This is a genomic window from Phenylobacterium sp., from assembly GCF_046291545.1.
GTDB lineage: Bacteria > Pseudomonadota > Alphaproteobacteria > Caulobacterales > Caulobacteraceae > Phenylobacterium.
On record NZ_JBKBSM010000004.1, the window covers coordinates 163308 to 183309 of the forward strand.

The 20002-nt window shown below is 69.6% G+C and carries 18 protein-coding genes; 9 read left to right on the forward strand and 9 right to left on the reverse strand.

All coding sequences use genetic code 11. From position 1 onward, the window contains the following. The first annotated feature begins 72 nt into the window (after positions 1–72). Positions 73–2022, forward strand: coding sequence for a SurA N-terminal domain-containing protein (locus ACK4YQ_RS11905; protein WP_409611625.1), 1950 nt, complete (start codon positions 73–75; stop codon positions 2020–2022). Further along, a complete protein-coding gene (trpE, locus tag ACK4YQ_RS11910; RefSeq protein ID WP_409611626.1) occupies positions 2019–3551 on the forward strand; it encodes an anthranilate synthase component I in 1533 nt (510 codons plus the stop codon). The genes ACK4YQ_RS11905 and trpE overlap by 4 nt, the downstream gene beginning before the upstream one ends. 3 nt (positions 3552–3554) lie before the next feature. Here trpE and ACK4YQ_RS11915 read toward each other — a convergent pair whose 3' ends face one another. Next, entirely contained in the window at positions 3555–3758 is a 204-nt protein-coding gene (locus ACK4YQ_RS11915; protein ID WP_409611627.1) for a hypothetical protein, read from the reverse strand. 86 nt (positions 3759–3844) lie between these two features. On the opposite strand from ACK4YQ_RS11915, the gene ACK4YQ_RS11920 reads away from it, so the two are divergent. The 4 genes from ACK4YQ_RS11920 to lexA all read left to right on the forward strand — a co-directional run bounded on the left by ACK4YQ_RS11920 (position 3845) and on the right by lexA (position 7093). After that, on the forward strand, positions 3845–4435 hold the full coding sequence (locus tag ACK4YQ_RS11920; protein ID WP_409611628.1) for an anthranilate synthase component II: 591 nt from the start codon (positions 3845–3847) through the stop codon (positions 4433–4435). 4 nt (positions 4436–4439) lie between these two features. Then, positions 4440–5453 carry an anthranilate phosphoribosyltransferase gene (trpD, locus tag ACK4YQ_RS11925; protein ID WP_409611629.1) on the forward strand — a complete coding sequence of 338 codons (1014 nt, stop codon included), beginning with the start codon at positions 4440–4442 and terminating at the stop codon, positions 5451–5453. Then, complete coding sequence (trpC, locus tag ACK4YQ_RS11930; protein WP_409611630.1) at positions 5450–6241, forward strand: indole-3-glycerol phosphate synthase TrpC; 792 nt, start codon at positions 5450–5452, stop codon at positions 6239–6241. Before trpD ends, trpC begins: the two co-directional genes overlap by 4 nt. Before the next feature lie 156 nt (positions 6242–6397). After that, the gene (lexA, locus tag ACK4YQ_RS11935; RefSeq protein WP_409611631.1) at positions 6398–7093 is read left to right on the forward strand and encodes a transcriptional repressor LexA; all 696 of its coding nucleotides are present in this window, start codon (positions 6398–6400) and stop codon (positions 7091–7093) included. Here the strand turns inward: lexA and ACK4YQ_RS11940 are convergent. Then, positions 7090–9231, reverse strand: a complete 2142-nt coding sequence (locus tag ACK4YQ_RS11940; protein WP_409611632.1) for a ComEC/Rec2 family competence protein — start codon at positions 9229–9231, stop codon at positions 7090–7092. The two genes, lexA and ACK4YQ_RS11940, sit on opposite strands and share 4 nt — an antisense overlap. 58 nt (positions 9232–9289) lie before the next feature. On the opposite strand from ACK4YQ_RS11940, the gene gltX reads away from it, so the two are divergent. From gltX to ACK4YQ_RS11955, 3 genes are all read left to right on the forward strand, one after another. After that, entirely contained in the window at positions 9290–10696 is a 1407-nt protein-coding gene (gltX, locus tag ACK4YQ_RS11945) for a glutamate--tRNA ligase (protein WP_409611633.1), read from the forward strand. A 58-nt stretch (positions 10697–10754) separates the two neighbouring features. Next, positions 10755–12035: a citrate synthase gene (gene gltA, locus ACK4YQ_RS11950; protein ID WP_409611634.1), complete on the forward strand. Its 1281-nt coding sequence runs from the start codon at positions 10755–10757 to the stop codon at positions 12033–12035. A gap of 171 nt (positions 12036–12206) precedes the next feature. Beyond that, positions 12207–12596: a hypothetical protein gene (locus ACK4YQ_RS11955; RefSeq protein ID WP_409611635.1), complete on the forward strand. Its 390-nt coding sequence runs from the start codon at positions 12207–12209 to the stop codon at positions 12594–12596. Positions 12597–12627: 31 nt separating this feature from the next. On the opposite strand, the gene lpxB is transcribed toward ACK4YQ_RS11955, so the two are convergent. Genes lpxB through bamA form a run of 7 tightly spaced genes read right to left on the reverse strand, consistent with a single transcriptional unit; the run spans position 12628 to position 19976 of the window. Further along, a complete protein-coding gene (lpxB, locus tag ACK4YQ_RS11960; RefSeq protein WP_409611636.1) occupies positions 12628–13806 on the reverse strand; it encodes a lipid-A-disaccharide synthase in 1179 nt (392 codons plus the stop codon). Next, on the reverse strand, positions 13803–14642 hold the full coding sequence (lpxI, locus tag ACK4YQ_RS11965) for a UDP-2,3-diacylglucosamine diphosphatase (RefSeq protein WP_409611637.1): 840 nt from the start codon (positions 14640–14642) through the stop codon (positions 13803–13805). The genes lpxB and lpxI overlap by 4 nt, the downstream gene beginning before the upstream one ends. Positions 14643–14649: 7 nt before the next feature. Beyond that, on the reverse strand, positions 14650–15447 hold the full coding sequence (lpxA, locus tag ACK4YQ_RS11970; RefSeq protein ID WP_409611638.1) for an acyl-ACP--UDP-N-acetylglucosamine O-acyltransferase: 798 nt from the start codon (positions 15445–15447) through the stop codon (positions 14650–14652). Continuing rightward, positions 15444–15917, reverse strand: a complete 474-nt coding sequence (gene fabZ / locus ACK4YQ_RS11975; RefSeq protein WP_409611639.1) for a 3-hydroxyacyl-ACP dehydratase FabZ — start codon at positions 15915–15917, stop codon at positions 15444–15446. Before fabZ ends, lpxA begins: the two co-directional genes overlap by 4 nt. Then, complete coding sequence (gene lpxD, locus ACK4YQ_RS11980; protein ID WP_409611640.1) at positions 15914–16936, reverse strand: UDP-3-O-(3-hydroxymyristoyl)glucosamine N-acyltransferase; 1023 nt, start codon at positions 16934–16936, stop codon at positions 15914–15916. The genes fabZ and lpxD overlap by 4 nt, the downstream gene beginning before the upstream one ends. Positions 16937–16967: 31 nt before the next feature. Further along, complete coding sequence (locus tag ACK4YQ_RS11985) at positions 16968–17606, reverse strand: OmpH family outer membrane protein (protein ID WP_409611641.1); 639 nt, start codon at positions 17604–17606, stop codon at positions 16968–16970. A 6-nt stretch (positions 17607–17612) separates the two neighbouring features. Then, positions 17613–19976, reverse strand: a complete 2364-nt coding sequence (bamA, locus tag ACK4YQ_RS11990) for an outer membrane protein assembly factor BamA (protein ID WP_409611642.1) — start codon at positions 19974–19976, stop codon at positions 17613–17615. Between the last annotated feature and the right edge of the window lie 26 nt (positions 19977–20002).

Here is a 20002-nt window from a genome sequence, read left to right on the forward strand (position 1 = left end):
CTGTCACGTGCTTGCAGGGGCGAAGGGGCCTCCACTATACCCGCCAGACGTTCGCACCCCGGAAAGGGTCCCATGCTCTCCGCCATCCGCGCATTCGCGAAATCCTGGGTCGCCCTGATCCTGATCGGCCTCCTGATCGTCAGCTTCGCCGTCCTCGGCCTGAGCGACGTGTTCCGGGGAGGACTCAGCGATTGGGTGATCAAGGCCGGGCCGCGCACGGTCGGCGCGGCGGAGTACCGCCAGGCGTTCGACAACTTCCGCCAACAGGCCGAGCAGCAGTACGGCCAGCCGATCACCACCCAGGAGGCGGCCGAAGCCGGCCTCGACGATCGCCTGCTGAACGAGCTGGCCACCCAGGAAGCTTTCGCCGCGGCCCTGCAGTCGGCGGGGGTCCAGCCGTCCGACAAGCTCGTGGCCGAGCAGCTGCGGCGCATCCCGGCCTTCTTCAACTCCGTCAGTGGACAGTTCGACAAGGACCTCTACCGCCAGCGCCTGGCCGAGAACGGCATGACCGAAGCGAGCTTCGAGCAGCGTGTGCGCGACGACATCGCCCAGAACCAGTTCGCCACCGCCCTGGCCAACGGCTTCACCGCTCCGCGCGCCTACACCGCCCTCGGCGCCATCTACGGCCTCGAGGCCCGCGACATCACCAGCTTCTCGATCACGCCACAGATGGTCGGCGAGCCGGCGGCGCCCACCGACGCCCAGCTGCAGGCCTTCATGAAGGAGAACGCCGCGCGCCTGACTCGGCCCGAGCAGCGCATCCTGACCGTCGTCCGCTTCAGCCCCGACCAGGTCAGCGCCAACCTGCCGGTCAGCGAAGAGGACGTGAAGAAGCGTTTCGAGTTCCGAAAGGACACGCTATCGACGCCGGAGACCCGCTCGCTGGTCCAGATCCCCGTGAAGGACGCCGCCGCGGCCGGCGCGGTCGCCGCCCGGCTCGCCAAGGGCGAGGCGCCGCAGGCCGTCGCCAAGTCCCTCGGGGTCGATCCGGTGATCTACGAGGACAAGCCGCAGACGGCCATTGTCGACCACAAGGTGGCCGCCGCCGCCTTCGCCCTGCCGGAAGGCCAGGTGAGCGGACCCATCCAGGGCGATCTTGGCTTGGCCGTGGTCAAGGTCGAAAAGGTCACTCCCGGCCATGAGGTCACGCTCGAGGAGGTTCGCCCGCAAATCGAGGCAGAGCTGCGCAAGGACGCGGCCGCCGAGAAGGTCTACGCCCTCAGCCAGGCCTACGAGGACGCGCACGCCGAAGGCGCCAGCCTTACCGAAGCGGCCCAGAAGGCCGGCGTCCCGGCCGTGACCGTGGGGCCCGTCACCGCCGAAGGGCGTGGTCCCCAGGGCGAACCGGTGAACGGCGTGACCGCCAAGATCTTGCAGACCGCGTTCGGCCTGGCCCAGGGCGGTGAAAGCGACATCGAGGAAGGCGGCGACGGCACCTACTACGCGGTCCGGGTCGAGCGGGTCATCCCCGCCGCCCTGCCGCCGCTCGCCGAGGTGAAGCCCCAGCTCACCCGCGCCTGGATGCTGCGCGAAATGGTCAAGCGGATGGAGACCCGCGCCGGCGAGCTGGCCGAGCGCCTGCGCAAGGGCGAAAGCCCCGAGAAGGTCGCCGCCTCGATCGGTTCGCGGGTGGTGCGCACGGTCGGGGTCGATCGCGCATCCGCCCAGTCCAACCAGTCGCTGTCCCCGGACGCCCTGAACAAGGCTTTCGCCGCCAAGCCGGGCGAGGTCTTCACCGCCCAGGGCGTGCAGTTCGAGTTCGTCGTCGGCAAGCTGGAGGCGATCCGCCAGCCGAGTGGCCCGAACCTGGCCCGCCTGACGGAGGAGAGCCGTCCGCAGGTCACGACCAGCCTCTTCCGTGAACTCGGCGAGGCCACCCAGCGCGGCGCCCGCACCCTGATGAAGATCCGGGTGGACGAGGACCGCGCCCGCGTCGCCCTCGGCCTCGAGCCCGAATCCGACGCCGCCTCGGCCAAGACAACGCCCGAGGCGAAGGCCCCTGCGGAGAAGGCGAAGTGAACCTGGAGCCCGCCTTCACCGCGTTCGAGGCCCGTTACCGCTCGGGCGCGCCCCAGGTGATCTGGACGCGCCTGATCGACGACCTGGAAACCCCCGTCTCGGCCTATCTGAAGCTGGGGCACGGCCGTCCCTACGCCTTCCTGTTCGAGTCGGTGGAAGGCGGCGCCTGGAGGGGGCGCTATTCGGTCATCACCCTCAACCCCGACCTCGTCTGGCGCTGTCGCGGCGACCAGGCCGAGATCGCCGAGGGCGACGCCATCGCCGCGGGACGGTTCACCCCCCAGGCGGGCGGGGCGCTGGACTCGCTGCGCGACCTCGTCGCGGCCTCCCGCATCGACATGCCCAAGGGCCTGCCGCCCATGGCGGCAGGCGTGTTCGGCGCCATCGGCTACGACATGATCCGGCTCGTCGAGCGTCTGCCCCACGTCAATCCCGATCCGCTGGGACTGCCCGACGGGCTGATGACCCGCCCATCGATCGTGGCCGTGTTCGATTCCATCGCCCAGGAGATCCTGCTGGCCACGACGGTGCGTCCATCCGCCGCCTCGCCCAAGGAAGCCTACGACGCTGCGGCCGCCCGCCTCGCCGCCGTGCGAGCGGACCTGCGCAAGCCCACGCCCCCGCTCACCGGCGCCGGCGAGCCCGAGCCGGACCGCTTCACCACGCCGGTGAGCCGCGAGGCCTATCGGGAGATCGTCGAGAAGGCCAAGGGCTACATCCGCGCCGGCGACATCTTTCAGGTGGTGCCCAGCCACCGCTTCCGTGCGCCCTTCGCCCACGACCCCTTCGCGCTCTACCGCTCGCTGCGGCGCATGAATCCCTCGCCGTTCCTCTTCTTCCTCAACTTCGGCGATTTCCAGCTGGCCGGCTCCAGCCCGGAGATCCTCGTCCGGTTGCGTGACGGCAAGATCACCATCCGCCCCATCGCCGGCACGCGGCCCCGCGGCGCAACGCCCGAGGAAGACCTGGCGCTGGAGGCCGAGCTCAAGGCCGATCCGAAGGAGCACGCCGAGCACCTCATGCTCCTTGACCTCGGCCGCAACGACGTCGGCCGCGTGGCCATGCTCAAGCACGCCGGCGCGAACGAACCGCGCGACAGGCCCAGGGGGCCGCGCGTGCGCGTCACCGACAGCTTCTTCATCGAGCGATACAGTCACGTGATGCACCTGGTCTCCAATGTCGAGGGCGACGCGCCGGAAGGCCTGGATCCGGTCGACGTGCTGATGGCCGCCCTGCCCGCCGGCACGCTCTCGGGCGCGCCCAAGGTCCGGGCCATGGAGATCATCGACGAGCTGGAGATCGAAAAGCGCGGCATCACCTACGCCGGCGCCGTCGGCTACTTCGGCGCCGACGGATCGGTCGACACCTGCATCGTCCTGCGCACCGCGGCTATCAAGGACGGCATGATCTACGTCCAGGCCGGCGGCGGCGTGGTGGCCGACAGCGACCCGGACGCCGAGTACGACGAGACCCTGCACAAGGCGCGCGCCATCCGGCAGGCGACCGAGGAGGCCTGGCGCTTCGTCTGAGGCCTATCGGCTCTCGGATTTCACGGCATGCGACAGGGTCGTCGGAGGCGCGATGATCATCGCCGTGGCCAGCATCAATGCGCTGATCGCCATGAGGGCGGCCGCTCCCAGCGCAGGCCAGGCGGTCGCCTTCGCCTGCGGCCGCCGCAGGAGCGCGCGGGCGCGGGCGAGTTCCTGGCGATCGAGAGCCGAGTCGGGGACAGGCATGCGTGCAGGATCGCTCCATCGCCGCGCGCATGCAATGCGCCAGGCCGGGGCTTCCCCTTTGGCTGGCCTCGCTTTAGAGAACCGCCATGATCCTGGTGATCGATAACTACGACAGCTTCACCTACAACCTCGTCCACTACCTGAACGAGCTTGGGGCGGAGACCGACGTCTATCGCAACGATGCGATCAGCGTTCAGGACGCGCTCGGCCTGAAGCCCGAAGGCGTGTTGCTGTCCCCCGGCCCTTGCACGCCCAATGAGGCGGGCATCTGCCTGCCGCTGCTGCGCGCGGCCCCCGACGACCTGCCGATCCTGGGCGTGTGCCTCGGACACCAGGCGATCGGCCAGGCTTACGGCGGCGAGGTGATCCGCGCCCGCAATCTGATGCACGGCAAGACGAGCCCGATCCACCACACCGGCAAGGGCGTCTTCAAGGGCCTGCCCAATCCTTTCACCGCCACCCGCTACCACAGCCTGTCGGTGGCGCGCGAAGGCCTGCCGGAGGTCCTGGAGGTCACCGCCTGGACCGACGACGGCGAGATCATGGGCTTTCAGCACAAGACCCGCCCCGTGTTCGGCGTACAGTTCCACCCGGAATCCATCGCCACCGAAGGCGGCCACCAACTGCTGGCCAACTTCCTCGAATTCGCCGGCGTTCGTCGCCTGACCGACGCCTAAGGCGATGTCCGAAGCCTTCAAACCCCTGCTCGGCCGCCTCGCCGACGGCGCCACCCTGTCCGACGCGGACGCGGAGGCCTTCTTCGCCGCCTGCCTGCGGGGCGAGCCGACCCCGGCGCAGGTGGCCGCCGCGGTCACCGCCATGCGCATGCGCGGCGAGACGGTGGGAGAGATCACCGCCTGCGCCAAGGCCATGCTCGGCGCCGCCATCCTCCTGGATCATCCGCACGAGGTGATCGACGTCTGCGGCACCGGCGGCGACGGCCTGCACACCTACAACATCTCAACCGCGGTCGGGTTCGTGGCCGCCGGCGGCGGGCTCAAGGTGGCAAAGCACGGCAACCGCGCCCTCTCTTCCAAGTCCGGCACGGCCGACGTCCTCACCGCCCTGGGCGTCAATATCGACGCCACGCCCGACCAGCAGCGCAGGGCGCTCGACGAGGCCGGCATCTGCTTCCTCTTCGCCCAGGCCCATCACGGCGCCATGCGCCATGTTTCGCCGATCCGCGCCGAGCTCGGCTTCCGCACGGTGTTCAATCTCCTGGGCCCGCTGTCCAATCCCGCCCGCGCCAAACGCCAGCTCCTCGGGGTCTTTTCCGAGCGCTGGGTGGAGCCGCTGGCGCACGTGCTCGGCGCCCTTGGTTCGGAACGCGCGTGGGTCGTCCACGGCGCCGGCATGGATGAGATGAGCACCACGGGCGAGACCCAGGTCGCCGAATGGCGCGAGGGCCAGGTGCGCCTGTTCCGCATCACGCCCGAGGCCGTGGACCTGCCGCGGGCCGATCTCGCCGACCTGAAGGGCGGCGATCCTGCCGTCAACGCGGCGGCCCTGCGCGAGTTGCTGGACGGCCGCCCCGGCCCCTATCGCGACATCGTGCTCCTGAACGCCGCCGCCGCCTTCCTGGTCGGCGACAAGGTCGAGACCCTGCGCGAGGGGGTGGCCCTTGGCGCGCGCGTCATCGACGAGGGCCTGGCCCGGACCGCATTGCACCGACTGGCCGAGGCGACCAACGGATGAGCGACATCCTCCAGCGCATCGCGGCCTACAAGCGCGAGGAAGTCGCCGAGCGCAAGGCCAAGCGGACGACGGCCGCGCTGGAGGCCGCCGCCCGCGCCGCCTCGCCGGTGCGCGGCTTCCGCGCCGCCCTTGAACGCGACCACGGCCCCGGCCGCCTCGCCCTGATCGCGGAGATCAAGAAGGCCTCGCCGTCGAAGGGCCTGATCCGGGCCGATTTCGACCCGCCCGCCCTCGCCCGCGCCTATGAGGCCGGCGGCGCATCGTGCCTGTCGGTCCTGACCGACACCCCGAGCTTCCAGGGCGCGGACGCCTTTCTGACCGCCGCACGGGCGGCCACCGCCTTGCCGGCGATTCGCAAGGAGTTCTTGGTCGACCCCTGGCAGGTGGCCGAATCGCGGGCCCTCGGCGCCGACGCCATCCTCGTGATCCTGGCCATGGTCGACGACGGCCTGGCCGCCGAACTGATGGCCGAGGCCGCCCGCCTCGGCATGGACGCCCTGGTCGAGGTCCACGACGCCGCGGAGATGGACCGCGCCGGCCGCCTCGGCGCCGACCTTGTGGGCGTCAACAACCGCGACCTGCGCACCTTCGAGGTGGACCTGTCGATCACCGAGCGCCTGGCCGCCGCAGCCCCCGCCGACGCCTTGCTCGTCACCGAGAGCGGCATTTTCACCCACGACGACGTCGTGCGCCTCGAGAAGTGCGGCGCCAAGGCCATGCTCGTCGGCGAGAGCCTGATGCGCCAGGCCGACGTGACCGCCGCCGCCCGGGCCCTCACCGGCGCCTGAGCCGTCTCCGAGTCGCCCCTCCAGGGCGGTTGCGGGCCCCTCCGGCGTCACATTTGATGCGCAAAATCAACGCGGTCGCGGTAACTTGACATTAAGCTAGAACACCTAGAGAACATCGTCAGCGTTTGCGCTTTGTTCTTCGAGGGCTCGACAGCCATGCTCACCCGCAAGCAACACGAACTGCTCATGTTCATTCACGAGCGGATCAAGGAAACCGGCGTCTCGCCGTCGTTCGACGAGATGAAGGAGGCGTTGGACCTCGCCTCCAAGTCCGGCATCCACCGGCTGATCACGGCGCTCGAGGAGCGCGGCTTTTTGCGCCGCCTGCCCCATCGCGCCCGGGCGCTCGAGGTCGTCAAGCTGCCGCAGCAGGCCACGACCGCCGCGCCGCCCAAGGGACGCGCGCCCTTCAAGCCGCAGCTCGTCGAGCCGGGTGAGGCGCCGCCCACGGTGGGCGCGGCCAACGACACCCGCGAGATCCCGGTGCTTGGCCGCATCGCCGCCGGAACCCCCATCGAAGCTATCCAGCAGGAGCGCGATCGGCTCACCGTGCCGGAGAGCATCCTTGGCGCGGGCGAGCACTTCGTGCTGGAGGTTCAGGGCGACTCGATGATCAACGCCGGCATTCTGGACGGCGACTACGTCGTCATCCGTCGCACCGATTCGGCCAACTCCGGCGACATCGTCGTCGCCCTGGTCATGGGCGAGGAAGCCACCCTCAAGCGGCTGCGGCGCAAGGGGGCCTCGATCGCGCTGGAGGCGGCCAACCCCGCTTACGAGACCCGCATCTTCGGTCCGGACCAGGTGTCCGTGCAGGGCCGGCTGGTGGGCCTGATCCGCCGCTATCACTAAGGCGCCTGGGCCAGCGTCCACGGCCGTTGGCCCCGCAGGTCCTGGGCCCACAACGCGCGCCAGGCGCCGTCCGGACGGCGGTAGAGCTCCACAGCCCCGCCGCGGCGGAATGACCGTTCGTCGAGAACGATGGCGCCCGGACAGGCGCCGCGGGGAGCCCGGGCCCGCACCAGGACCACTTCGGCGCCGGCGCAAAGCTGCGCCATCTGTTCGTCCGTAGGATCACGCAGGCTCCAACTCGTCGCCACCGGCGCCAGGCCCGCGCCCTTTATCGGGCGGCACTCCCAGCGTCCGCAGGACAGGCGACCTTGGCGGGCCGCCGCCCCTTCCGCCTCCGGCGCGACGTCCAGGCCCCGCCGCTGGGCCCACACTTCCGCCGCAAAGCGCTTCACATCCGGCCGAACCAGCACCGCCTCGCGGCCGTGCCGGACCGCCATGGCCGCCCCGTCGGCCGCGGCCCAGGCGTCGGGCGCCGGTCCGCGGGGTGTCAGGCTCACCGCCAGGGCGAGCGGCAAGCCGGCCCAGCGCAATCGGCCGCGCCACAGGCACAGCCAGAGAATGCCGAGAAAGGCCGCCGCCAGGGTCCAGTTGGGCGCGCTCGGCACGAGCAGCATGGCGTGGGGCGCGGCGGCCGCCTTGGCGGCGATCCAGGTCATGGCGCCGATCGCCCAGCCGGCCACGGTCAACGGCCCCTCGCCCAGCCCAAGCGGCGTCAGCGCCGCGCCGAGCGCCAGCGCCGGCATCATGACGAAGGACGAGATGGGCGCCACCGCCAGGTTCGCCAGCAGCCCGAAGCTCGCGACCCGGTTGAAGTGCTGAATGGCGAAGGGGCCGGTCGCCAGTCCGGCGACGAAGCTCGCCGCCAGGCTCGCGGCGACCCAGCCGCCGGCCCCCTGGATCAGCCGGATCGGCCAGGGGGTGTTGATCTCCCGCACCGGCCGCAGCCAGGCCTCGGCCAGCGCCACCAACGCCGCGGTTGCGGAGAACGACATCTGAAAGCCGGGTTCGGTCACCGCCTCGGGCTGCAGCACAAGGATCACCAGGGCCGCCACGGCCAGGGCGTGCAGGCTGATCGCCCGCCGATCGGCAAGCATGGCGCCGAACGCCACCCCCGCTGTGATCGCAGCCCGTTCCGCAGGGGGCGGCGCGCCGGAGACGAGGAGGTAGCCCGCGACCGCCGCCAGCCCCGCCGCGGCCGCCAGCTTCTTGCCTGGGGCCCGCAGCCCCGCCCAAGGCCACGCCGCGATCCCCAGCCGCACGGCCGCGAACACGAAGCCGCCGACGATGGCCATGTGCAGGCCCGAAATCGAGATGATGTGCGCCAGCCCGGCGGCGCGCATGTCCTCCACCTGCTGGCGCGGCACATAGGCGTCGTGCCCGGTCACCATCGCCGCCGCCAGGCCGCCCTGCTCAGGGCCGAGCGTCGCGACGATACGCTGCGCCAGGGCCCATCGCATGGCGTTCACGTCCATGACCAGGCGCAACCCGCCCGGCGGCCGCGGCAGGTGCGTCGGGGCGGGCGGGCTCAGCGCCAGTCCCACGCCGCCGATCCCCTCGAAGAAGGCGTCGCGGGCGAAGTCGTAGGCCCCCGGGGCGGCCGGCGGCGGCGGCGGATTGAGTAGTGCGGTCAGCCTCACCGCACGGCCGGGCGCCGGCGGCGCGACCCCGTCGCGAAGCGTCACCCGCACCCGGATCGGAGTCGCCGTCGGGGCCAGCCCGGCGACCCGGACGGGCGCCAGCACGATGCGCGCACCGCTTCGGCCGGGGCTGGCGACATCCACCACCCACCCCTCGACGGCGGTCACGCCCAGTTCGGCTGGAACGATCGGCGCGCGGACCCGCTCGGTCCGCAGCTTGCCGGCGGCGAACCCGGCCAGGGCGAACGCCGCCAGCACCCCAAGGGCCGTCACGGCGCGCGCCTGCGACCATCTTCGCACCGCAAGGACAAGCCCGAGGGCGAGGGCCAGCGACGCCCAGGCCAGCGCCGCCAGCGGCTCACGCGGCAGGACGAAATAGATCGCCGCTCCCGCGCCCAGCGCCACCGGCGTCCACAAGGTCCAGCGATCCGCCTGCAGCGCCGCCTGGCGCGCCAGCCAGCCGGCGGGGCGCGGCGGGCTAGGAGCGTCGGGAACGGGCATGCTAAGAGGCGCCGCGCCGTACAGTTGGACGGCGCTCCTCTCAACCAGCTCGAGTTCGATGTCCGACCGCCCCGTCGTCACCCGTATCGCCCCCTCGCCCACCGGCATGATGCACATCGGCACGGCCCGCACGGCGCTGTTCAACTGGCTATATGCTCGCCATACGGGTGGAAAGTTCCTTCTGCGCATCGAGGACACCGATCGCGAGCGCTCCACCGCCGAGGCCGTCCAGGTCATCTTCGACGGCCTGAAGTGGCTGGGGCTCGAGCCCGACGCCGAACCGGTGTTCCAGGCCGAGCGCTCGGTGCGCCATCGCGAGGCGGCCCTGGAACTGCTGGCACGCGGCGGCGCCTACCGCTGCTACATGACTCCAGAGGAGCTGGAGGTCGAACGCGAAGCCGCGCGCGCGGAAGGCCGCGTGATCCGCTCGCCCTGGCGTGACCGCGAGGGCAACTACGACGAGAGCCAGCCCTACGTTGTCCGCCTGAAGAGCCCCCTGGAAGGCGAAACCCTGATCGACGACCAGGTGAAGGGCGCCGTGCGCTTCCACAACAAGGACCTCGACGACCTGATCCTGCTGCGTTCGGACGGCACGCCGACCTACAACCTCGCCGTCGTGGTGGACGACCACGACATGGGCGTCACCCATGTCATCCGCGGCGACGACCACCTCAGCAACGCCGCCCGCCAGACGCTGATCTATCAGGGCCTGGGTTGGGACACGCCGGTCTGGGCCCACCTGCCGATGATTCACGGCCCGGACGGCAAGAAGCTCTCAAAGCGTCACGGCGCCCAGGCGGTCAGCGAGTTCGACGACATGGGCTACCTGCCAGAGGCGATGCGCAACTACCTAGCCAAGCTCGGCTGGGGCCACGGCGACGACGAGATCTTCGACGACGCCCAGGCCCAGGCCTGGTTCGACATCAAGGACGTGGTCGGCGCGCCCGCCCGGCTGGACTGGGACAAGCTCAACCACATCAATAACCACTACCTGCGCCAGGCTGACGTCGACCGCCTTGTCGACCTCGCGGCGAAGATCCACGAAAGCCGGGACCGGCGGATTGGGCAGGCGCAGCGCGAAATCCTGGCCCGCACCATTCCGCTGGTGCGCGACGGCGCCAAGACCCTCCTCGATCTCGCCGACCTGACGGTCTTCGCCCTGCGGGAACGTCCGCTTGAGCTCTCCGACAAGGCCAGGGGCATGCTGAACGAGGAGACCCGGGCGCGCCTTTCGCGCTTGCGAAATGGATTTTCCGCCGCAGGCGACTGGTCCGTCCCCGCCCTGGAGGCCGCCCTGCGCGCCTTCGCCGAGGCCGAAGGCGTGGGCCTGGGCAAGTTCGGTCCGGCGCTCCGCGCCTGCCTGTCCGGCGGCTCTCCGGCGCCCGACCTGGCCGGCGCCCTCGTCGCGATCGGCCGCGACGAAAGCCTCGCGCGCATCGACGATGCGCTTTCACACGCTGCGTAAACCGCTATAACCCAACGCCAACTGGCGTTTGAAATTTCGATAGATGAAAGGGGATGGCATGGCCGATACGGCGAAAATGAGCGTCGGCTCCAAGACCGTCGAACTGCCTGTTTTGAAGGGCACGGCGGGGCCCGAGGTCGTGGACGTGCGGAAGCTCTACGCCGAAGCCGATGTCTTCACCTACGACCCGGGGTTCACCTCGACCGCCAGCTGCGAGAGCAAGATCACCTTCATCGACGGCGATGCGGGCGTTTTGCTGCACCGCGGTTATCCGATCGACCAGCTGGCCGAGAACTCCACGTTCCTTGAGGTCTGCTACCTGCTGCTGAACGGCGAGCTGCCGAACGCCCAGGAGCTCTCGACCTTCGAGAACACCATCACCTATCACACGATGCTGCACGAGCAGTTCGACCGCTTCTTCATGGGCTTCCGGCGCGACGCGCACCCCATGGCGATCATGGTCGGCGCCGTGGGCGCCCTCAGCGCCTTCTACCACGACAGCACGAACATCGACGATCCGAAGCAGCGGATGATCTCGTCGCATCGCCTGATCGCCAAGATGCCGACGATCGCGGCCCGGGCGTTCAAGTACTTCCGCGGCCAGCCCTTCGTTTATCCGCGCAACGACCTCTCCTACTCGGAGAACTTCCTGCGCATGTGCTTCTCGGTCCCGGCCGAGGACTGGAAGCCCAACCCGGTGCTGACCAAGGCGATGGACCGGATCTTCATCCTCCATGCCGACCACGAGCAGAACGCCTCCACCTCGACGGTCCGCCTCGCCGGCTCGTCGGGCGCCAATCCGTTCGCCTGCATCGCCGCCGGCATCGCCTGCCTCTGGGGCCCCAGCCACGGCGGGGCCAACGAGGAGGCGCTCAACATGCTGGCCGAGATCGGCACGGTCGACCGCATCCCTGAATACGTCCAGGGCGTGAAGGACCGCCGCTATCGCCTCATGGGCTTCGGCCACCGGGTCTACAAGAACTACGACCCGCGCGCGAAGGTGATGCAGCAGACCTGCCACGAAGTGCTGGCCGAGGTCGGCCACTCGGACGACCCGCTGCTGAAGGTGGCGATGGAGCTCGAGAAGATCGCGCTTAACGACCCCTATTTCATCGAGCGCAAGCTGTATCCGAACGTCGACTTCTACTCGGGCATCACCCTGCGCGCCCTCGGCTTCCCGCCGGAGATGTTCACGGTGCTGTTCGCCCTGGCCCGCACCGTGGGCTGGATCTCCCAGTGGAAGGAGATGATCGAGGACCCGTCCCAGAAGATCGGCCGTCCGCGCCAGATCTATACGGGCGCGGCCCAGCGCGACTACGTGCCGGTGGACAAGCGCTAGGCCCCAATCCGGTCCCGCCGCAATTGCCGACCCCGCCCGGTCACGCCGGGCGGGGTTTTTCAAGTCGGCCGCCCAAAACGAACCACGTTCTTTGAAATTGCGCCGACGGGGATCGGGCGTAGGGTGAAACGCCGGGCGTCGGCCCGGTTGCGAAGCTCACAGGAGGCGGCCATGCCCATCATGGTCAAGTACGCCGCGCCGCACATCACCCGCGACGTCTACGAGTCGATCCGCCAGGCCCTCGACTGGGATCACCATCCGCCGGAAGGCGCGTTGCTGCACGTCGTGGCCTTCGACGAGGCGGGCGGCCTGGAGTCCTTCGACATCTGGGAGTCGCAGCGGCACCTGGACGCCTACGCCGCCGACCGCCTCGCCGGAGTGCTCAAGGATCTCGGGCTGCCGGAAGCCACGCCGGAGCATTTCGAGATCGCAGTCGCGGCCGCTTCACCGGAGATGGCGCAGTTCGTCCTGCCAGCGTTCCAGCAGGGCTCGCCGGCGGCTTTCGGCTCGTCAGAGTCCCGGTCGTTCCAGCCCCCGCACGTGCCGGAGCGGCCGATCTAGCCGCGCCTGGCCGCGGGGGGGCGGTGGTCGCCTATGCGCCGGGGCCCCGTTCGGCGAGCACCTTCAGCACGGCCGCGGCCGCAGCTTCCGAGGGATCAGGACCGCCCCGCCCCATCTTGACCAACGCGGCGTCCTGGGCGGCGACCTGGCGGGCGCGCAATTCGGCGTCGTCGAGCCGCGCGGCGAGGGCCGCGGCGAGAGCCTCCCCGTTGCAGCGATCCTGCACGAACTCTGGGGCGACGAAATCCTGGGCCGCGATGTTGAACAGGGTGATGTAGGGGGTGCGGATCAGCCGCTGCATGATGGCGTAGGTAAGCCGCCCCAGCCGATAGCCGACCACCATCGGGCATCCGGCGATCGCCAGCTCGGTGGTCACCGTGCCCGAACAGGCCAGGGCGACGGTGGCGGCCTTCATGGCGTCCAACTTGGCTTCCTCGCCCTCCAGCACGTGGGCGCGATAGGGCCAGCCGGCGACCGCCGAGCGCACGGCGTCGAGCACTGTGGGCGCGGCAGGCACCAGAATCTCCAGATCCGGCCGCTCGGCCTTCAGCCGGCTCACCGCGGCCTCGAACGCCGGCAGCACGTTCTTGATCTCGCCCGGCCGGCTTCCCGGCAGCACCAGAAGGATCTGCGCGTCCTCGGCGAGGCCCAGCCGCCTGCGCAGGCGCTGGGGGTCGGCGCCGTCGAAGTCCAGCGCGAGCGCGGCGTTGCCGACGAAGGTGACCTTCAGCCCCTCCTTCTCGAAGAAGGGCGCATCGAACACGTGGATGGCGAGCAGGTGGTCAACCGCGCGGGCCAGGGTCTTCGCCCGTCCCGGCCGAGACGCCCAGACCTGGGGCCCCACGTACTTGATCAGCGGCAGCGTCGGGTCCTGCCGGCGCAGCGCCTGCGCCACCCGCAGGGTGAAGCCCCAGGAATCGATCAGCACCGCCACGTCCGGCCGTTCGCGCGCCGCCAGGGCTGCGGTGTCGGCCACGCGGCGCACCACCTTGCGATAGGCCATCAGCCCTTCGAGCAGACCAAGGATCGAGAGCTCGGAAATGTCGAAGGGGCTTTCGACCCCTTCCCGCGCCATCTGTTCGCCGCCCACGCCCACGAAGCGGACGGCGCCCGGCCCGAGCCGCGCCTTCAGCGCCCGAGCCAGACCCGCGCCCCGGTCGTCGCCGGAGGCCTCGGCCGCCACCAGCATGACGCAGAGCGGCTTCGTCATGGGCTCGGAGGCTCGACGCCGACGACGAACAGACCGAGTTCGTCGGCCAGCTCGATCACGGCCTCACGATCCAGCACCAGCATGCCGCCCGCCACGCCAGCGATGCCTGCAAGGCCGGCCTTGGCCGCCTGCTGGACGGTGTTCAGCCCGATGGTCGGCAGATCCACCCTCGTCTCCTGGATGGGCTTGGGCGCCTTGGCCAGCACCCCGCGCGGGGCGCCGGGAGCGCCACGGATCGCGCCCGGCAGGTCGCACACCCGCCGAAGCATGGCGTCGGTCCCCTCCTGGGCCTCCACCGCCAGCACCAGTCCGTCGCAGACCACCGCCCCCTGGCCGATGTCGAGCCGGCCGATCTCGCGGGCGACGTGCAGGGCCCGCTCGATGTCGGTCTGATGATCCGGCCCGGGCGCATGGCGGCCCAGGGCGCCGGCTGCGAGGGCCAGATCGCCGATCGCCTCATGGGCGCCCTCGACCGTGAAGCCCTCCTTCTCGAACTCGCCGACCAGCATGCGCAACAGGGCGTCGTCGCCCTTGCGGGCTGCGGCGATCACCGCGGGCAGCAGCGCCAAGCCCCGCAGGTCCGGCTTCAGCGCCGAGAAGTCCGGCCGCGCCACGTTGCCCGCGAGGCAGACGGCCTGGCAGCCGGCGCGCTTGAGCGTGCGGAAGCATTTGCCAAGCTCCGCCAGCCCGACCTCGGCGCCGGGAAACGGGTCCAACTCGGCGCCCGCGATTCCCTTCAGGCGGATCACGAAATAGGGCCGCCCAGAGTTCTCGCAGGCCGTGGCGATCTCCACGGGAAGCGACCCGCCGCCGGCGATCAGTCCAAGCTTGCGCATGGCCGCGTCAGACTTCGCGCTGCGGCAGGCACAGGGGGCGGCTGCCGTCGGCGCGGATGAAATCGATGATCTCCATCACTTCGGCGCAGTCCGAATAGGTCTCGACCGTGTCGTCGATCCGCTCCTGGAAGGTGCCCTCGTCGGCGAACAGCAGGCGATAGGCCGCGCGCATCGTATTGATGGTCTCGCGCGAAAAATTGCGGCGTTTGAGGCCGACCAGGTTCAGCCCCTCGAGGTGGGCGTGGTTGCCCCACACCGAGCCGTAGGGAATGACGTCCTTCACCACGGCGGCGAGCCCCCCGATCATGGCGTGCCGGCCCACCCGCGTGAACTGGTGCACGGCCGCCAGTCCGCCGACGATGACGAAGTCGCCGATCTGGCAATGGCCGCCCAGGGTCGCCTGCTTGGTCAGGATCACGTTGTCGCCGACGACGCAGTCGTGCCCCACATGGGACTCGATCATGTAGAAGCCGTCGGAGCCCACGCGCGTCACCCCGCCGCCGGCCACCGTGCCGGTGTTCATCGTGGCGTGTTCGCGGATGACGTTGTTGTCGCCGATGACGAGGCGCGTGTCCTCGCCGAGGTAGGCGGTGTGCTGCGGCGGCCCGCCGAGAACGGCGAACGGATAGACGAGGTTGCCCTCCCCGATCTCGCAGCGCCCGTCGATCACGACGTGGGACATCAGGCGCGTACCGGCGCCGATGCGGGCCTTCTCGCCGACCAGGCAGTAGGGGCCGATGCTGACGCCGTCCGCCAGTTCCGCGCCCGGTTCGACGATGGCCGTCGGATGGATGGTCGCGCTCACTGGGTCTCCACCACCATGGCGGCGAACTCGGCCTCGGCGGCCACCTTGTCGCCGACCAGGGCCTTGCCGCGGAACTTGAAGACGTCGCCGCGGGCGCGCACCACCTCGACCGGCATGCGCACCACGTCCCCCGGCCGCACTGGATGGCGGAAGCGGCAGTTGTCCAGCGACATGAACAGAATCGTCTTGCCGGCCACGTCCACGTCCAGCGACTTGGACATCAGCACCGCCCCGGTCTGCGCCAGGGCCTCGACGATCAGAACGCCGGGCATCACCGGAAAGCCCGGAAAATGGCCCTGGAAGAACGGCTCGTTGAAGGTCACGCACTTGATGCCGACAATCGACTGGCTCGGCCGATACTCCTCGGCCCGGTCCACCAGCAGGAACGGGTAGCGGTGCGGGATCCGCGCCAGGATCTCCAGGATTTCGATGGCGTCTGGCGCCTCGTTGACGGGGGCCTTGCGGCTCATTCCTCAGAACCCTCCCTGCGGCGCCGGGCCATCTTGGTCACCCAGGCCGTCTCGCGCAGCCATTCCCGCAGCGGCCGGGCGGGATAGCCGCTCCAGGTTTCGCCAGGCGGAATGTCCCGCAGAACGCCGGCCGAGGCGCCCACACGCGCGCCTGATCCGATATTGACGTGGTCGGCCACGCCCGCGCGGCCGCCGAACTGGACGCCGTCGCCGATGGTGACGCTGCCCGAGATTCCGGTATAGGCCGCCGCGGCGCAGTTGCGGCCCATTTGGACGTTGTGGGCGATGTGCACGATGTTGTCGATCTTGCTGTTCTCCCCGACCACCGTGTCCTCCCAGGCCCCGCGATCGACGCAGCTTGTGGCGCCGATCGTCACGCCATCCTGCAGGATCACCCGGCCGAGCTGAGGTATGTCGATCAGTCCCTTGGGGCCCGGCGTCGCGCCGAAGCCGGCCTCGCCGATCGCGGCGTTGGCCAGGATCTTCACCCGGTCGCCGATCAGGGCGAAGCCGATGCTGGCGTTGGCCGAGATCGCGCAATCGCGGCCGATGGCCACGCCCGGACCGATCACCACTCCCGCCCCGACGGTGGTGCCGGCGCCGATGCGCACCCCCGCCCCAATCACCACGTTGGGCGCGAGGCGCACCCCCTCCTCCAGAACGGCCTCCGGGGAGATCGCCGGACCCGGCTCCAGCAGCCGCGGCCTGTGCAGGCGCTGGGCGGCCATGGCGTAGGCCGCCTGCGGCAAGGGCGTCACCAGGGCGGCGCAGCCCGCGGGCACGGCGTCGGCGGCCTTGGCGGTGACGAAGCACGCCCCGGCCGACGTCTCGGCCAACAGAGGCGCCAGGCGCTTGTCGGACAGGAAGGTGACCGTGTCGGCGGTGGCCTTGGCGAGGATCGCCACGCCTTGAACGAGGCGTCCGCCGGACTGTGGGTCAGCCAGCTCGGCGCCCGTCAGCTCGGCCAGTTCGGCCAGGCTGACAGGACCAAGATTCTCGAAGAAGCGCGGATCGGGCATGCAGTTCCCTGGGCGCGACCCGCGCGCCGGATCAGCGAGTCGTCGCAGGCTTAGTCTGCGGGGCCGCGGCGGCCTGGTCCAGACGCTCGCGATCGAAGGCGAACTGCACGATCTTGCCGTTCAGCCCGGTCACCACCTGCGGGGTGATGTCCATGGCCGGATTGGCGATCACCAGCGCATCGCGCGAGATCAGCATGCTGCACTGCTTCTGCTGGTAGACCTGCCGGATCACCGGATCCAGCTCCTGGCCCACCCGCGCCAGCGCCTTCTGCTGGGTCGCCTGCACCTCGCGGTCGCGCAGGGCCGCCTTGCGCTGCAGGGCGTTGGCGCGGACCTGCAGGGCCGCGGCGCGCTGCTCGTAGGTGTTCTGGTCGACGCTTGCGCGCTGACCGTCCAGAGTCTTGGCCTCGTTGTCGATGGCGGTCTTCTCGGCGCCCAGCTCGGAGTTCACCTGGGTGATGATCTGCTCCATGCGGGTGCTGACGTACTTGCCCACGCTCGAGCCGGCGATGGCGCCCTCAATGGACAACACGCAGACGCCCGGCAGGGCGGGCCCGTGGGTGACCGGCGGCGCGGCGGGGGCGGCGGCCTGCTGGGCCATCGCCGTCGAGCCCACGGAGAACGAGAGGGCCGCGACAAGCGTCGCCGCGACGAGCGGTTTGTTGGACATGAGATTCTAGAACCTGGTTGAAGTGGAGAACTTGAAGGATTCGGTCTTGTCGTAGTCCTCTTTGGCCAAAACTTGGCTGAAATCGAAACGGATCGGCCCCATCGGCGATCGCCAGTGGATGCTGATGCCCGCCGAGGCCCGCAGCGAGAAGTCGTCGCGGATGCCCGGATCGATCGTGCCGTCGGCGGCGAGCTTGTCCTGGTCGTCCAGAATGCCGACCGCCCCGAAGTCGGAGAACAGCGAAGCCTTGATGCCGTATTGCTCGGGCAGGAAGGTCGGCACGGTCAGTTCCACCGAACCGATGGCGTACGCCTTGCCGCCCAGGGCGTCGGAGCGTCCAAAGTTGGTGTCGCGCGGGCCGAGGCCGGCCGTCTCGAAGCCGCGGAAGGAGTTGCCGCCCTTGTAGAACCGGTCGTTGACGCGGATCACGTCGCCGTTCCAGCCCTCGATATAGCCGCCCGATCCGACGACGCTGAGGATGAAGTCCTTGTTGAACCCGTGGTACCAGCCTGCGCTGCCCTCGGTCCGCAGGTAGTTCACGTCGCCGCCCAGCCCCGCCAGGTCCTGGCTGAACTCGGTGTAGAAGCCGCGGGTGGGGTTGATCGGGTCGTTGCGGCGGTCCAGGCGCCAGCTGTAGCCGACCAGCGAGGTGAGGTAGGAGCCGCGCTGGGCGCAGAGCGCCAGAGACACCAGCAGCGCGCTCGGATCGCAGTAGGAGTCGTCGATCTCGACGTCGTCGGACCGCAGCGTATAGCGCAGGCCCATCCGCGAATTGAGCGTCAGCGGGAAGCCCAGCCGCACCCCGGTGCCGAGGGTGCTAGTCTTGTAGGCCGAATAATCCGTCAGGTCGTAGACGTAGTAGTAGAGGTCGTAGCCGGCCTGGAGATCGCGGCCCGCAAAGCGCGGCTCGGTGAACGAGAAGTCGACCTGCTTGCGCAGCGAACCCACCGAAATCCGCGCCCGGACGTTCTGGCCGCGGCCGCGGAAGTTGCGCTCGGTCACGCCGAGGTCGAGCACGACCTGGTCGACGGAGCTGTAGCCGGCGCTGAACGAGAGCTCGCCGGTGGGCTGCTCCTCGACCTTCACCTGCAGGCCGGTTCGGTCCGGGGCGCTGCCCTGAGTCTCCTCGATCGTCACGTCCTTGAAGAAGCCGAGGGCGCGGATCTGATTGCGCGACCGGTCCACCAGAGCGCGGTTGTAGGCGTCCCCCTCCACCACGTTCATCTCGCGGCGGATCACGTAGTCGAGGGTGCGGGTGTTGCCGACGATGTCGATCCGGTCGACGTAGACGCGCGGTCCTTCGCGGACCTGGAAGGTCACGTCGACAGTCTTGGTTTCCTTGTTGGCCGTGTAGCGCGGCCGCACATCGACGAAGGCGAAGCCCGCCGCGCCGGCCGCAAAGGTCAGGGCGTCGGTGGCCTGCTCGATCTTCTCGTCCTGGTAGGTCTCGCCCGAGCGGATCGGCAAGAGCTGCTGCAGCACGTCCTTGTTGAGCTTCTGCAGTTCGGTCTCGACCTTGACCTCGCCGAACTTGTACTCCGGCCCCTCGTCCAGGCTGTAGGTCACCACGAAGCCGTTCTTGTCCGGCGCCAGCTCGGCGACGCCGGAAACGACGCGGAAGTCATAGAAGCCGCGGTTGCGATAGTACTCGCGCAGCTTCTCCTTGTCGTATTCCAGCCGGTCGGGATCGTAGTTGGCGTTGCTGGAGAAGAACTTGTACCAGGTGCTCTGCTCGGTCACGACCACGTCGCGAAGGTCGTTGTCCGAGAACTCCCGGTTGCCGAGGAAGTTGACCCGCAGCACGCCGCTCTTGGGCCCTTCGTCGATCTTGAAGATCAGGTCCACGCGCTTCTGCGGCAGCTCGACGATCTGGGGTTCGACCGAGGCCGAGATGCGGCCGGATCGGCGATAAAGCTCGATGATCCGCTGGACGTCCTGCTGCACCTTGGAGCGGGTGAAGATGCCGCGCGGGCGCACCGTCACCTCGTCGCGCAGCTTGTCCTCCTTCATCCCCTTGTTGCCCTCGAAGATCACCCGATTGATGATCGGGTTCTCCACGACGGTGACCGTCAGGTCGCCGTTCAGGAACGAGACCTGGACGTCGGAGAAGAGGTCCGTGCGGTAGAGCGCCTTCAGCGCCAGGTCGAGCCGCTGGGGGTCCACCGTGTCGCCCGGCTGGATCGGCAGGTAGGAGATGACCGTGCTCTGCTCGATCCGCTCGTTGCCCACCACCAGGATGCGGTTGACCACGCCGCCCTGCTCGGCTGGAGCCTGGGCCAGGGCGAGTTGCGGCGCAGCCAGCGCCGTCGTGCCCAGCAGAAGGGCGAGTCCAGTGGCGAGCGCGGCGCGTCGGGCGCGAGGTCTTTGCATCGGGTCTGCCGTACGGAAAAGGGCGG